A 15,000-nucleotide genomic window follows, 5' to 3' on the forward strand; every position below is an offset into this window, starting at 1 on the left:
ATATGTACTCCTATGATTGGGACCCATCTACTGGAGGCTATATACTGAACAGTACTCCGCTGAATTTCAGTAAAGAGCCTCGTCCGGTATATTACAAGGAATTGGATATGCTGGGCTTTGACCGGTATTGGGATTATGAAAAGGACGACACTTACCCCTATATGTGGGCAGAAGCAAATACTTATTGGTATCGTGGGCGAAAGATTGCCCAGACCAAGGGTGGATCATTATGCTCTCCGCCTGAAATAGCAATCTTAGAAGAAGCGGAGCCACAGGGTGGAAAATTACGTTTTGTTGATGTGCCTGCAATGGTAAGTAAAAATGCTCCGTTCATGGAAGGCTTTGTTCAGGAAACAATCAAAAAGGTATATAACACCTATGTTGAATATCAGAAAAAAGCTGATGTTTTTTACGTAGCTTTCAGTGGAGGAAAAGACAGTATTGTAACTCTCGATATCGTGCAAAGAGCACTTCCCCATAATGCGTTCAAGGTTCTCTTTGGTGATACAGGGATGGAATTTCCCGACACTTACAAGACAGTAGATTTAACTGAAGAATGGTGCAAAAACTTGGGCATTGAGTTCATTCGTGCAAAATCAGAGCTTTCACCCGAATATACCTGGCGACAGTTTGGCCCACCGGCAACGGTCACAAGATGGTGTTGCAGTGTTCACAAGACAGCACCTCAGGTGATAGCACTTCGCGAATATACTGGTAAGCACAATTTCACCGGAATGGCGTTTATTGGGGTTAGAGGAAGTGAAAGTTTATCTCGCAGCGAATACGATTATGTTAGCCTTGGAGAAAAACACAAGGGGCAATACAGCTGTAACCCTATTCTCGAATGGAATTCCGCTGAACTATTTTGCTACATCTATGCAAACGACTTGATTTTAAATGAAGCGTATAAGAAAGGTAACAGAAGGGCAGGATGCTTAGTCTGTCCACGTGCTGCTGAGAGAAATGAGTATATGAGTAGGGAATGCTACCCAGATTCGTTCGATACTTATGCAAACATCATCAGAGAGTTGTATAAACAACACCTACCGGATAAGGATGTTTTGGAGGATTTCATTGCGAACGGTGGGTGGAAAGCTCGCAAGAATGGACGAGATCTTTCAATTAGTATGGGATATGAAGAAAAAACCACAAAAACGGAGAATGTAATTGAAGTTCACAATCCTAAGGTAGATTGGAAAATATGGATAAAAACCATCGGCGTACTCTTAAATGATGAATCACCGTATAGGATGTTGTTCCGCAATGAGGAAATTACCTTTACTCTGAATCCTATCAAGGATGGCTATGAGGTTCGATATGATAGAGAGTATTCTAAACGCAATCCGTTGTTTGTGAAACTCTTTAAAAATGTTTTTCGTAAATCGGCGTGTTGCATCGGGTGTAGAGAATGCGAAGCTGACTGCCATAATGGTTGCATTTCCATGGTAAATGGTAAAGTGACGATTAGTGAACAATGTGTACATTGCGCGCAATGTCATAAAGTTGAAAAGGGCTGTTTGGTTTATAAGTCCTTAGAAATGCCAAAGGGAGGTTTATCGATGTCTGCAAATAAAAGCCTTAACTGCTATTCACATCACGCTCCAAAAGCTGACTGGTTTAAGCAGTACTTTGAGTACAAAAACGATTTTGATCAGAAGCATTCTCTGGGTTCACAGATGTACAGTTTTTTTAAGCGTTTTCTGAGAGATTCAGAGTTGCTTGATGAAGGTGGATTTACTAGGACTGCTCAAATAATTGATAAGATTGGTTTGGATGAGCCTGCCGCATGGGGCATCATGTTCACAAACTTATCTTATACGCCTCAAATCAACTGGTTTGTTAAGCGTATGAATATGGGAGAGACTTACAGCAAAGAGTACACACTTTCTTTGCTTGTGCAGGATGGTGCAAAAGAAAGCTGGGTAAATGATATCTGGAGCTCGTTTGGTAGGTTCGTTGATTTGCCTTTTAACGAAGTTGGTATGGGACACGCATATAAAGAAAAGAATCGGGTTGTATCTATTACAAGATCTCCTTGGGAATACCCGGAGCCTCTTGTCGTTCTTTACTCTCTCTATAAGTTTGCAGAGGCGTGCGATGGTTACTATCAGTTCACACTGACACGTCTCTTGAATCATGATATTGACAGTGATGGCGTAAGCCCGACGGAAATTTTCGGAATTGACAGAGATAAGATGGAGAAGATTCTCAACGGCTTGAGCGTAAACTATCCTGAGTTCATCAACTGCTCATTTACGATTGACCTGGACAACATATCGCTACGCAGTGACAAGACATCAGCAGATGTTCTTAGTCTATTCTGATAAGGAGGGATGGCAATATGCTGGATAAATACCGTGACTATTTTGACATTGATCCGGAGTATTTTCCGCAGATCAACGAAAAAGTAATAAATAACAATCCGGATATCTGGAAGAAGTTCTATCCGCATGAAACCTTTATAAAGCTTCTGAAGGATACTGTAAGTGTTCTCTCCAGAAAGCAGAAAGTGTCCATTTGGGTTGAAGGTGCCTATGGTACCGGTAAATCTCATGCTGTGTTAACTTTGAAGAAGTTGCTTGAGGCTTCGCCGGAGGATACAAAGGCTTACTTTGATAAATATCCGGATCAGCTTAGCAATGATTTATATAATCAGTTTCAGCAGCTTAAAACCGGAGAGCAGAAGATTTTGACGGTTCACCGATATGGTTCTTCCAAGATTCATGGCGATGACAGTCTGGTTTTTGCCATTCAGGAAAGTATTCAGCACGCATTAAAAGAAAATGGTATGGATACAACTGAGGCAGCATTAAAGGACTCTGTTGTTCAGTGGATTAGCGATTCTCTGAACAAGGATTTCTTCAACAGCCTGCTTACCGGACCGTACCGTCCGATATTCGGTGGCGCAGATGCGGATGCTGTTATTGCAAATCTCAATAGTTTTACTGGTGACAGCCTGATTGAGCTTATGTCGAAGATTACAAAGGTAGCAGAAGAGCGTCATTTGCAGATGCTGCAGCTAGACGCTGACCATCTGACTGCCTGGATTGAGGCTGTCATTCAAGAGAATAATTTGAAGGCAATTATGTTCATCTGGGATGAGTTTACGGAATACTTCCGTAATAACATGCGCAGTCTTACCGGATTCCAGAGAATTGTTGATTTGAGCAGTTCTGCACCTTTTTACATGCTGATTGTCACTCACGATGCTATGCATATCTTCCCTGACGGTGACAAGGAATTCGGCAAGATTAAGGGCAGATTTATTGACCCTATCTGTGAGATATCGCTGCCTGATAATATGGCGTTCCGTCTGATGGGTTCTGCCATGACAAAAAAGGAGGATCCGCAGATTCTGAAGGAATGGGAGGAAACGGTAGACGAGCTATGTGATCGAACAAAGGGTTCCCGCAAGCTGGTTATGCAGAAGGCAAAAATCAGTGACAAGGAGTTGCAGAGCATTCTCCCGATTCATCCGTATACAGCTCTGCTCCTAAAGCATATCTCTGCTACATTTGACTCTAATCAGCGTAGTATGTTTGACTTTATTAAGAACGATCGCGGCGATGAGCTGAAAGGATTTCAGTGGTATATTGATAATTATGGACCTTTCGATACCAATCCGCTTCTGACTATTGACGAACTCTGGGACTTCTTCTATGAGAAGGGCAAGGAATATCTTGCTCACGATATTCGCAGCATTCTCGACTACTATAATGCTGCCAAGGATCAGAATCTGAGTTCCGATCATCGCAGAGTTCTGAAAGCAGTACTGCTAATGCAGGCAATCTCTCAGAAGGTAGGCAGCTCTGTCGATCTGTTTGTACCAAATGTTGAAAATATTGACCATGCATTTGAAGGTTCTGATTTGGACCAGGGCCTTGCCGGGCGCCTGGCGACTGAAATGGATAGAGAAAAAATCCTTTATCAGCAGCCTATCGGTGGAGGTAAGTATCAGTTTGCTGCCCGTATGTCTGTTACAGATGACAGTGTAATTGAAGAACTGAAGGATCAGATGCGCAAAAAGACAACCATTGAACTGGTGGAGCAGGGCGAAATCTCTGAAGCCATCTCTTTAACAGGTGCTTTGAAGGCGCGATTCCATTTGGAATGTGCTTCCGCCAGCGACTTGAAGTCTAAGGCTAACAGATTGCGCAATCTGGAGTCTTCTCTTGGAAACAAGCTCATGGCGATTATGACTTTTGCCAGAGATGACAAGGAAAGCGTTGCAATCGGAAAGATGATTAATGAACTGCTGAAGGATGATTCCTATCATATCACCTTTATTGATGCATCTATCACTCCTCTCGGAAATGATTTGCTTGATCAATATGCAAACGCAATGGCAAATGCGACCTACCAGAAGGGCAAAGACAATGACTTGTCTCGTCAATATGAGCGCGACGCAAAAGATATTCTGAAAAAATGGCGTCAACGAATCGAGAATGGGGAGTATCGCATCTATTCTAAGCAGAAGCCTGCCGGCGAACGCGCAACTACGCAGGCCGCATTGTACGCTGAATTGACTCTCATCAACAGTACCATTTATCCACTTTCACTTGAAACCGGATCTGCGGTTCCTTCGTCAATGTGGGATCTAAATGCAGTGAAGTTTGGTGTTGAAGCAGCGGTTGCTGAGGATACGACGAAAAAGGGCGTTTTCAGCTCCTCTAACCCGAACACAAAACTGGAAAACTTTATTGGTGAAGACGCTTGGAAGCATCCGAATTATTGGGTGGATAAACCGTATCTCCTTATTTCCAAGATTAAGATTGAAGTAGAGAAGATCATTGCTGACGAATTTAAGAAGAATGGTCGCGTCTCGATTCGTCAAATTTATTCGGTATTGATGGATAAGCCTTATGGCTTTATGCCATGCAATTTGTCCGTTTTCGTTTTGGCATTTGTCTTGAAGGAGTATGCTGTCAGTTCGTTCACTTATACAGATGGTCTCACAAACGATGTCATGAGTACAGATAAACTGCGTCTTATGATCGATGAGGTTATCAAACTCCAGAACACTCCGAATCCTCGCTATAAGGATAAGTTTATCGTCACGATGACGCCCGAAGAGCGTAAATTCAGTGACGTTGCTTCTGACATTTTTGGTATTCAGCGCAATCTTTGCACCTCTATTGAACAGACCAGAGAACGCATTAGAGACAAGATGAAGGGACTTTCGTTCCCTATCTGGTGTCTCAAGTATATTCTTGATACCGAAAACCTGAAGACTGAAAAAGATATCATGGTGGAGCTGATTGATGGTTTCAGTGATATCGCGAACAGCGGAGCTGCAAGCAAGAAAACTGATAGCGATATTGCCATCTCTATTGGAGCACTGTGTATTAAACATGAGGATACGTCTGTTGGTTTGAAATCAATCCTTTCCTCTGCTAAGTGCAAAGAAGGTATGGATGCATATCTTCATCAGTTTGAAGGCGGTGAGTTGGTCAAGCTGGCTGAAACTGTAAGTGATAATGGGCAGTACATCAATCGGCTGAGAAAAAAATTTGATGCCGATGCTGCAAATTGGGTATGGAACAAAGAAACGGCTGACCAGAAAATTCGTGAGGTTATTCTGGAATATCGTATTATTGTGGAGAGCAATAAGGTCAATCCTCGTGCTCTTACATTTGATAACGCTGTGCAAGAATGGTGTACAAAGTGTAAGACAATCAGAATGTCATATTTGTGTGCAGAAAACTACTGGAATGATCAGAAAGGTTTCATGAGCCAGCTGTATAACATCAAGAAATCCGGTTCTTTGCCTGAATCTCAACGCGAGAATTTCTTGAATCAACTGACTCTCCACGCAAATGACTTTGTTTCTTATTGTTCTAACCAGCTTGAGATCTTTAAGCAGGCATGTTCGTTCTATTTGAGTGAATTCACAGATGATGAGATTCGAGATCTGTATCAGGCTATCAAGGGCAATGATGTCTTCACAATGGAACGCTCAGATTATGTAAATTTGATTAAGCAGACCGTTAATGAATTCAAGCTTACCCGTAAATCCATGCAGCTTCGCAAGCTGTGGAGCGAAAAGACAGGTACAGAATCGCCGAAGAAGTGGTCTGAGCAATTCAAAACACCTGTTCTTTGCATGGTTCCGGAGACGGAAATTGAACAGGCTCGTGCTGCATTTGATACCTTAAATCGTAACCAGCCGGACGCAGGTTCTATTGATAAGGCACTGGAATATCTGGAATCTGCTGGCTTCTATGATTCCTTAAAGGATGGAAAAGCAAGGGATGCAGCTTTTAAGCGGTGCATTATCAAAAACTATGACGTCATTCTGACGGATCTAGATGATGTAAGAAATTATTTAGTTCGTACTGTTGGATCACCGTATTCTTGGCTTGGTCTGCCTTCTGTTGAGACCAAGCTCAAAGAGATGGCACAGGCTAAATACGATGAGACAGGTTGCGATACTGCGCTTGAGAAAATAGACAGCATGGATGTTGAGGACGTAAAGCGCTATTTAAAGCAGCTGATTAGGGGAAATATGACTGTCGGCATCGAGATTATCAAGGACAACTAAGAAAGGGGGCACTATCTTGACACTTGAAAGATGTTATAGTTCGATAGACCGCTATCTCAATAGAGAAGATGAAAGTGCTCCCCGATTTGTAAATGTGGAGTCTGTCGAAGATATGGCTGCTATAGTCGATCATTATAAAGTAGGGGAAAACATCTTTCTGACTGTTGAAAAATACAGTTCAGAAGATGAGAATCCCCGAATTGCAGATTTGCTAAATGATTTGGCTACTTTGCAAGGAAATATCTTTCTGACGGGATTTACCACATGTTGGAAGCTAATCGGAGCAAAAGAACTCTCTTCTCAGCTTACGGCTGTTGCCCAAATGAGTTTAGAGGGTCATGTCGTTGTACTATGTTTTCAATGTCGTGACTATCTAAGCTTCAAAGATTCGCGCTTAAATCGACTGGTTTATAGCGTTGATGGTGTTGCTACGCCAAAGTCCCACATTGTTTTTGTAAACCCGATGCTCCAAGTCACAAACGAAGACTGGGTTGAAGGAATACAGAACTTGCCTGCATTTATTGAAACTACAGATGCTGATACTTTGTATGTAAAAACAAAGCATCATCCAGAGGAATATCCCTATGCACTATTTAGGATATCTGAGGAAGCGAATCCATATGATGCCGTGTGCTGTATTGATCAGTCCACCGAAGCGATGGCCAAAGACATGGGCACAGATGAGCAATGGGCCTATGCTCTTTCTCTCCTGCAGGAACAAGGAGATTGGGCCAACGCCATAAATCACGAGATTGGTTTGTACAGCAATTTGGAATTGTTTATCAATGCTTCACAGGATTATACCGACGCGAAGAAATGGCTATATTTCATTGCTCTTAAACGGTTTGGTGCTAAAAATGAGTGCCTCGAACTGGCAAGTCATAAGGCGCATGCTTATGAAGATCTTGTCCATTGGATTGTTCGAGGTCTTGTGGATTTAGACTGCAAATCGCCTGACTTCTGGAAGTTGTACGATTGCCGCAAGGCTTTATTAAATCAGATGGAAGTTTCTGATGATGAAGTTCTCGACTATTGCAGATATATCAAATGCAAGAAGAAGGATGCCTTGTATTATTTTACGGACTCGCACAGACTTGAGAAGGAGCTTATTCTGGAATGTATTGCCGATTATTCAGGAAGCTTCTCCTATAATGAACTTCGAAGCGTGTTGCAGCATATTTACCCTGACCTGTATGCATACTTGGTGCCATACAAGTTCAATGCAGCTCTGCTGAATCGGTATTTTGAGGATTACAAATTTTGTAAGTTGGAAAACAGAATCACGCCGGAATTCTATAGTCTTGTCGAGGAGCAAGCTGTCAAAAGAGAATACAATCTGCTTCTTCCTGCGCGCTCAGAAAAGATCGAATCCATTGATATGTCTGGTGCATTTGCCTATTTCATAGATGCAATGGGTGTTGAATTTCTGGGATATATCTCGGAAAAAAGCAAGCAGAAAAAACTCCTCCCTAAGATTACGGTTTGTCGCTCTGAGCTTCCGTCGATTACCTCGCGCAACAAAGAGTTCTTAGGCGTTTTTGCAGAACACAATGTTCAATGCAAGAACATTAAGCAGATCGATGATATTAAGCACCATGGGGCGGAAAATTTCACTTTAGAAAATAGCCCATATCCGACACATCTGATTCGCGAGCTGGAAATTATTGACCATGTGCTCGATCTTATCAAGTTGGATCTTGCTAAAGGAAAGTATACCAAGGCAATTCTGGTATCCGATCACGGTGCAAGCCGCTTGGTTGTCCTGAAGAACCAGCTGATTGATGGAGAATTTGACGCCAAGGGAACCCATTGTGGTCGTGTATGTGCATACACAGAGCAAACCGGAAGTATGCCAATGATTGTACAGGCCGGCGAAAATGATGAGTATGCAGTTGTTGCAAATTATGAAAGATTCAAACCTGGACGACTGATGGGCGTTGAGGTACATGGAGGCGCCACCTTGGAAGAGGTTGCCGTGCCCGTTATTGAGCTTTCGTATGTGCCGGGTGATATTGAGATTATCGTACAGACACCACTTGTGATGAGCAGCATCAGAAAACCCCCAATCATTGAATTTTACTCTACAACTAAAATTGACAATATTGTGGTTAATGTAGGAAATACGGAATATAAAGCCAATACAACAGACGGTCATTCCTTCTCAATCGAAATGTCGAAACGAACCAGAGCAAACACATATACAGCTGATGTGTATGTAGGAGGAACTATGATAGCAACTGGGCTGGAATTCAGGATTGAAAAAGAAGGCTTTAAGTCAAATGATATATTGTAAGGGGGTGTTCTTTTGACTGAATTAGAAGAAAAGTTGGTAGAGTGCTTTGATGAGATGGCGGTGTTTAAGGATCTTAAGCAGAGCAACTTTTTCTCGGACTTGAAACTTCCCTCCTTTTTGCGAGATTGGGTATTAAAGAAGTTTGAAGATTCTGAGGGACAGTTTGATATTGAGGAGATAATGGAATTTATCCATACTTTTTTGCCGAATAAAGATGAATGGACGAACATTAAGAATCGTATCATAACTGAAAATGAGCACGTAAAGATTCTTACTCGGATATCCGTCGATATAAGCATTAAAGACCAGATGGTTTCATTCTCTCTTCCGGACTTTGCATTAACCAATGCCGAAACTATAATCGAACCCGATGTTTGGGCTGAATGCAAAGATGAATTAGTCAAGGGAAATGAAATCTGGGGTGTTGTCGAATTGGGGTATCGGCTACCGTCAACGTCTCCTAAACTTCCGGGAAAAATCAAGCTGGTTAGTTTTACGGACTTTTGTCCGTACACGGTTGACTTGGATTATTATAAGGAACTTAGGGCTGAGTTTGATATTCATGAATGGATTGATATACTACTTGGAGCTATTGACTACAATGCAAGTGGATATGCTGACGAAAATCAAAAACGGGCAGTCCTTACAAGACTTCTTCCTTTTGTAGAGAAGAGGCTCAATTTGATTGAATTAGCACCTCCTGGAACCGGCAAGTCCTATATTTTCGGTTCTATCAGCAAATATGGAAATCTTTCAGCGGGATATATGACTCGTGCAAAGCTGTTCTATGATCTGAGCAAACGTCAGCCGGGGCTTGTCTATAACAATGACTATGTAGCGTTTGATGAAGTTCATAAGCTAAGATTCCAAGACGAGAAACAGATGGGGGGGTCTCTCCAGACTTATATGGAAAACGGTAAGGTTTCTATTCCAGGTCACGATGGAACGGCTGACGCCGGAATGATCTTGCTGGGCAATATTGAAAAGAAGGACATGGATGAAACTATGCCGATGTTTGACAAACTTCCGGCGCTATTCCATGATTCTGCGATGGTCGACCGTTTTCATGGTTTTATTAAGGGGTGGGATATTCCTCCGATGACCAATGCGATGAAGATATCTGGATGGGGGCTGAACTCAGAGTATTTCTGCACGATAATGCATTTGCTGCGTGAAGATCCCAGCTACAGAGTAATTGTAGATAAACTGGTTGAAGTGCCTGGTGATGCATATATCCGCCATGTGGAAGCCGTGAAGAGAGTTACTACTGCTTACTTAAAGCTCTTCTTCCCTCATGTACGCAGTGCACAGGATGTTAATGTGCGTGAATTTACAAAGTACTGCCTTCGTCCGGCTATTGAGATGCGTAAGAATATCTGGCGGCAACTTGCCATAATGGATCCGGCCCAGTACAGAAAGGAAGACCGTGAAATGCCCGTATTCACGGTAAGGGAGTTGTCTAATGAAAACTAAATGTGTGATTTGTGGCAAGGAGATCCGAGAAAAGAATGTCTTAGGAATCAACAAGAAACTGCTTGGCGAAGACATTATCAACTTTTATTGTATGGATTGCCTTGCGGATTATCTGGATGTTACAGTTGATGACCTAAATGAAAAAATCGAAGAATTCAAGGATGAGGGATGTAAGCTTTTTGAATGAGGTGAAATCGTGAAGCATTTTATTTATGCTGATAATGCAGCAACAACGAAACTGGATAGCGATGCTTTGAATGAGATGTTGCCATGGTTGCAGGATGAATACGGTAATGCTTCACAGCCATATACTTTTGCCCGTAAACCCAGGAAGGCTCTTTCCGAAGCGAGAACAACGATTGCAAGCTGCATCGGCGCTCAGCCGGAGGAAATCTATTTTACCTCCGGCGGCACCGAGAGCGATAACTGGGCGATTAAAGGTATGCCTCGATATGATAATCGCCGAGTAACTATTACCAGCCAGATTGAGCATCACGCGATATTACACGCCTGCAAGTCCATAGAGCGGCTCGGATATCCGGTTGCATATCTTCCCGTGGACAATGAAGGAATTGTATCTCCAAATATGCTGTCAGCAATTATCACAGATGAAACCAGTCTTGTGTCTGTGATGCTTGCAAATAACGAAATAGGTACCATAGAACCGATTCCTGAGCTTGCTAAAATTGCTCATAGTCACGGTGCCATATTCCACACAGATGCAGTGCAGGCCGTGGGACATATTGCGATTAATGTTAAGGAACTCGGCGTAGATATGCTGTCGGCTTCGGCCCATAAATTTAATGGTCCTAAAGGCATTGGATTTATCTATATTAAGTCTGGGACAAAAATTTTTCCGTATGCTGATGGCGGCGCACAGGAGCATGGCATGAGAGCTGGTACCGAAAATATTGCTTCCATTGTTGGCATGGCGGCAGCATTAAAAAAGAACTGCGACTATATGGAGCAGATGCAGAATAGTATCCATCAACTTGAGGATAAATTCGTAGATGTGCTCAAATTGTCGGGTATTGATTATATCCGCAATGGCAGCACCAATCATATTCCTGGCAATGTAAATGTGTCTATTCGCAATGCAAGTGGAGAAATGCTACTTCACAGACTTGATCTTAAAAGTATTGCTATTTCAACAGGTTCCGCATGTGATTCGGTTAACACCCAAATATCTCATGTGATACAGGCGATTCGGGTTCCGGAAGAATATGCTTATGGAACTATCCGCATTTCTTTTGGACGAGACAATAAAGAATCCGACGCAGTTGAAATAGCAAAGGCAATTGTGGATATTTTGAAAACCAAGTAACGATGACAGGTATTGAACCGCATATTTCAAAAATGGAGACACAACCATGAAAAAGGATGAATTACATGCAAGGGTTTTATACTTGTATCAGATATTACGTCATTATTCTGATAGTGAGCACCCTTTGACAACACAGCAAATTTTGAAAATCATGGATGAAAAATACCACATACAGATTCACAGAGTATCTGTTCAGAATTATGTGGAAATCTTAAATTCATGCGGTATAAAAGTTAATCAACAAAGAGCTCAGGATAAATACTATTACTTGGAAGATCGTACATTTGATATTCCAGAGCTTAAGTTGATGATTGATGCCGTTCAGGCATCGCGCTTTATTCCGAAAGGCAAAACGAATGAACTGCTTGATAAGCTTCTTACACTTACCAGCGACTATAATGCCGATAGACTGAGAAAGAATATTTATTTCGCCAATAAGGTCAAAGTATCGGACTCGGGTAATTATGCTATCGTCGAATCCATCAGTAAAGCTATTCATGCTGAAAAGAAAATATCGTTTCAGTACTTTGAGTACGATGTGAATAAAAAAAGAGTGTTGAGACACGATGGAAAGCCGTATATCATTAGCCCGTATACGATGATCTGGAATGGTGATTACTACTATGTTGTCGGGTTTTACGATGGCAGACAGGAAGTGAATGCGTTTCGCGTGGATAGAATTAATGATTGCCCAGAAATATTGCCGGATGATATTATTCCGATTCCGGAAGACTTTGATCCTTCTAAGTATTCAAGAGAAGTGTTCAGAATGTACGGAACAGATGAGATTGTTGAAGTTTCCCTATTATGTAATAGTAATCTGATGATGCACGTAATTGACCAATTTGGAATTGGTGTAGATACCAAACCGGTGGACGATGAACATTTTCGAGCCACGGTCCAGATATATCCATCCCCGACATTTTACAGGTGGGTCTTCGGATGGGGTGGTAAGATTAAGATAGAGAGCCCATCAGCAATTCATGAAGAATATCGAACAATGTTAAAAAACGCCATATATGAAGAAAATATATGATACGCATTTGTCCAAAGATGAGATGGGCGATTCAGATAACAGTAGATGCTTATTCCAGAGGACAACTGGATATGTTTCTGAGCGGATTTGTCAATCCGGAACCGGTATTGAGCTGAGTGATAAGATTACTTCAAGGTCAACACATTTTACGGAAGAGGATATTCTGGTACTGCTTCCCAATTTGTCCAATCAGTACATTTTGTGGTGAGATTTCGATATCTTTAACTTGAAATGAAATATCTGGGAAAGGAGATTTTTATGGCTGATAATCGAAAGAAAGCTTCGATGTCACAGGTACTGGCAGATATAAAGCCTTACGTAACGAAAAAGTTCATGGCGGTACCGTGTATTAAGGAGCAAGACATTCAGGCTATCTGTCAAATCCTCCTGCCCAGATACAAGAATGTACAGCTCATGCAGGGACTGACCAACAACAAGCCGGATTTCAGAATTCAGGTAAAAGGTTTGTTCGGGACAGAAGAGAAACGGTTTGAAGTGGTTGGTGGTGATAAGAAAAGACCAGCAACCAGGAAGAAATCTGACCTGGGCTGGATTGATCGGCTGGAAGAGATAGATGCTGCGCTGGATGATTTCTGATATCAATGCATTGCGGAAAGTTATCTGAGGCAAGAATTTGTGCAACAGGTCGTTGCACAAACCACAAATAGTGGGGAAGCGATGGAGTGACACGACAAGAATTATTTACATGGATACGCCAGCAGTACGGCACAGAGCCGGAATACCCCTGGCATGACTGGAATGCTGTGCTGCGGCACAACGATAATAACAAATGGTATGGTGTGGTTCTGGAAGTATCTGCTGATAAGTTGGGACTGCCGGAAGCAGGCATCGTTGATGTCCTTAATGTGAAAAGTGATCCGCTGCTGATCGGTTCTCTTCGTGGGCAGGACGGCTATTTTCCGGCCTATCACATGAACAAGGAAAAATGGCTCAGTATTCAGCTTGGCAAACCAGAACTGGATGATGCTATCAAAGACCTGCTTTCTTTGAGCTATGAGCTGACGACACCGAAGAAGCGCAAACCAAAGTCATCAGCAAAAAATCCGGGAGATTCCGCAAATGGCAAAGAAGAAGAAACTGACGAAGGCTGAGCGAAAGGAAGCACGCCTCCGCAAAGGCAAGCAGTGGCTGCTCACCTATACCGGCTCACCGAAAAAGATGAACAAGCATTACCGGGAACGCTTTCATGTGGATGTTGTGACTGCCGCTAAAGATTTGCAGGAGCTTGGAGTTAATTATACACAGGAACAACTCGACCAGATTAAACGGGCTGAAGAACAGCGGCTCCAGCAGCGGAGAATGGAGCGGGAAGCGAAAGAACGGGAACGGCTGACAGAGCTGTATAAGGACTGCGATGGTCGTTTTGCCTTTATCGCTGGATATACAGATGGCGGCGCACCGTATGGTGTGATGTGGGAAGAAGTCGGCATTGATCCGGGGCTTCCGTTCGAGGAAAAAGTTAAGCTCTATCACATGCAGATGTTAGGCTGATAATTGTGCAGACGGCATCTGCACAATTTGCAACAAAAAAGAGGAGCCGGTTAAGGCTCCTCGAAGATACGTTATTTCAAAAAATTGCTCTTATGTTCCAGCGCGTGCAGATTATAACCAAGTGTTGCCAGGTGTGCGACCTTCAGCGCAACCAGATTGATGTCAGTGGACATCGCGCTGGCGATCTGCTCGGCTGTGTATCCATATTCATAGATGTAACGAAGGACTTCGTTGCTGTCCATCAGAATCTCCGCTGCTACGATATTGGCTTCATATTCCGGTTTGGATTTCATGTCATAGAGCATGAACTCATGAATCGGGGTGGTTTTCGCCATATTCCGGTGAAGCTGGTCATGCCCTAATTCATGTGCGCACACGATGCGCAGCATATTTTCATCCAGACTGTTATTCAGGAAAATAAAGCGATTTCGTTTAATCACCCGGTACATTCCCTTCAGGGAGCCGAAATTTTCGCAAAGCATGACATTGATACCAAGCTGCCTTGCAATTTCAAAAGGGTCTCTGGAACCGCAGCGTTTTACCAGTTTCTCACCGACCCGTGAAAGCTGTTCCGCATTCATCATACCACCTCCAGTTTACAGTATAGCGAAAAGTGTGTACGATAAATATCACTGATCGGATTTTTTACGCCTCGTTTTCGGGGCGTATTTTTTATGTTTGCGCGCCATGGGCGCGCTCTAACGGGTGCAAGTCCCGAACATGCCCAGATAGTGGGAAGTGTATAGCCGAACAGCAAGGGTGTCTATCGCGAGGTAGAATCTGAAGGAAGCTGTAAGCAAATCTCTGGTCCGACGAACAGA

11 protein-coding genes are annotated in these 15,000 nt (G+C 42.7%); 10 read left to right on the forward strand and 1 reads right to left on the reverse strand.

What is annotated here, in order from left to right; genetic code table 11:
- The first annotated feature begins 2 nt into the window (after positions 1-2).
- From ACI6NM_RS13605 to ACI6NM_RS13650, 10 genes are all read left to right on the forward strand, one after another.
- Positions 3-2,324: a phosphoadenosine phosphosulfate reductase domain-containing protein gene (locus ACI6NM_RS13605; RefSeq protein ID WP_438500912.1), complete on the forward strand. Its 2,322-nt coding sequence runs from the start codon at positions 3-5 to the stop codon at positions 2,322-2,324.
- Between the two features lie 17 nt (positions 2,325-2,341).
- Positions 2,342-6,541: a P-loop NTPase fold protein gene (locus ACI6NM_RS13610; RefSeq protein ID WP_438500913.1), complete on the forward strand. Its 4,200-nt coding sequence runs from the start codon at positions 2,342-2,344 to the stop codon at positions 6,539-6,541.
- A 16-nt stretch (positions 6,542-6,557) separates the two neighbouring features.
- The gene (pglZ, locus tag ACI6NM_RS13615) at positions 6,558-8,834 is read left to right on the forward strand and encodes a BREX-4 system phosphatase PglZ (protein WP_438500914.1); all 2,277 of its coding nucleotides are present in this window, start codon (positions 6,558-6,560) and stop codon (positions 8,832-8,834) included.
- Between the two features lie 12 nt (positions 8,835-8,846).
- Positions 8,847-10,307 (forward strand): BREX system Lon protease-like protein BrxL, encoded by a 1,461-nt coding sequence (brxL, locus tag ACI6NM_RS13620; protein WP_438500915.1) that lies wholly within the window; start codon positions 8,847-8,849, stop codon positions 10,305-10,307.
- Positions 10,297-10,494, forward strand: coding sequence for a hypothetical protein (locus tag ACI6NM_RS13625; protein ID WP_436973021.1), 198 nt, complete (start codon positions 10,297-10,299; stop codon positions 10,492-10,494). The genes brxL and ACI6NM_RS13625 overlap by 11 nt, the downstream gene beginning before the upstream one ends.
- Before the next feature lie 9 nt (positions 10,495-10,503).
- The gene (locus ACI6NM_RS13630) at positions 10,504-11,631 is read left to right on the forward strand and encodes an aminotransferase class V-fold PLP-dependent enzyme (protein WP_438500916.1); all 1,128 of its coding nucleotides are present in this window, start codon (positions 10,504-10,506) and stop codon (positions 11,629-11,631) included.
- A 46-nt stretch (positions 11,632-11,677) separates the two neighbouring features.
- Positions 11,678-12,667 carry a WYL domain-containing protein gene (locus ACI6NM_RS13635; RefSeq protein WP_438500917.1) on the forward strand — a complete coding sequence of 330 codons (990 nt, stop codon included), beginning with the start codon at positions 11,678-11,680 and terminating at the stop codon, positions 12,665-12,667.
- A 258-nt stretch (positions 12,668-12,925) separates the two neighbouring features.
- On the forward strand, positions 12,926-13,264 hold the full coding sequence (locus tag ACI6NM_RS13640; protein ID WP_438500918.1) for a hypothetical protein: 339 nt from the start codon (positions 12,926-12,928) through the stop codon (positions 13,262-13,264).
- 86 nt (positions 13,265-13,350) lie between these two features.
- On the forward strand, positions 13,351-13,779 hold the full coding sequence (locus tag ACI6NM_RS13645) for an MmcQ/YjbR family DNA-binding protein (protein ID WP_438500919.1): 429 nt from the start codon (positions 13,351-13,353) through the stop codon (positions 13,777-13,779).
- Entirely contained in the window at positions 13,748-14,179 is a 432-nt protein-coding gene (locus ACI6NM_RS13650) for a hypothetical protein (protein ID WP_148337307.1), read from the forward strand. Before ACI6NM_RS13645 ends, ACI6NM_RS13650 begins: the two co-directional genes overlap by 32 nt.
- Positions 14,180-14,250: 71 nt before the next feature.
- Here the strand turns inward: ACI6NM_RS13650 and ACI6NM_RS13655 are convergent, their stop codons facing one another.
- Positions 14,251-14,763 (reverse strand): ImmA/IrrE family metallo-endopeptidase, encoded by a 513-nt coding sequence (locus tag ACI6NM_RS13655; RefSeq protein WP_257360077.1) that lies wholly within the window; start codon positions 14,761-14,763, stop codon positions 14,251-14,253.
- Between the last annotated feature and the right edge of the window lie 237 nt (positions 14,764-15,000).

This window comes from Pilosibacter sp. YYHA0881 (assembly GCF_051602715.1).
GTDB classification, from domain to species: domain Bacteria; phylum Bacillota; class Clostridia; order Lachnospirales; family Lachnospiraceae; genus Alitiscatomonas; species Alitiscatomonas aceti.

Coding starts and splice junctions, on each gene's coding strand:
- ACI6NM_RS13610 (WP_438500913.1), top strand. CDS start 2,342: ATGCTGGATAAATACCGTGACTATTTTGACATTGATCCGGAGTATTTT.
- ACI6NM_RS13635 (WP_438500917.1), top strand. CDS start 11,678: ATGAAAAAGGATGAATTACATGCAAGGGTTTTATACTTGTATCAGATA.
- ACI6NM_RS13640 (WP_438500918.1), top strand. CDS start 12,926: ATGGCTGATAATCGAAAGAAAGCTTCGATGTCACAGGTACTGGCAGAT.
- ACI6NM_RS13655 (WP_257360077.1), bottom strand. CDS start 14,763: ATGATGAATGCGGAACAGCTTTCACGGGTCGGTGAGAAACTGGTAAAA.
- ACI6NM_RS13625 (WP_436973021.1), top strand. CDS start 10,297: ATGAAAACTAAATGTGTGATTTGTGGCAAGGAGATCCGAGAAAAGAAT.
- ACI6NM_RS13650 (WP_148337307.1), top strand. CDS start 13,748: ATGGCAAAGAAGAAGAAACTGACGAAGGCTGAGCGAAAGGAAGCACGC.
- ACI6NM_RS13605 (WP_438500912.1), top strand. CDS start 3: ATGTACTCCTATGATTGGGACCCATCTACTGGAGGCTATATACTGAAC.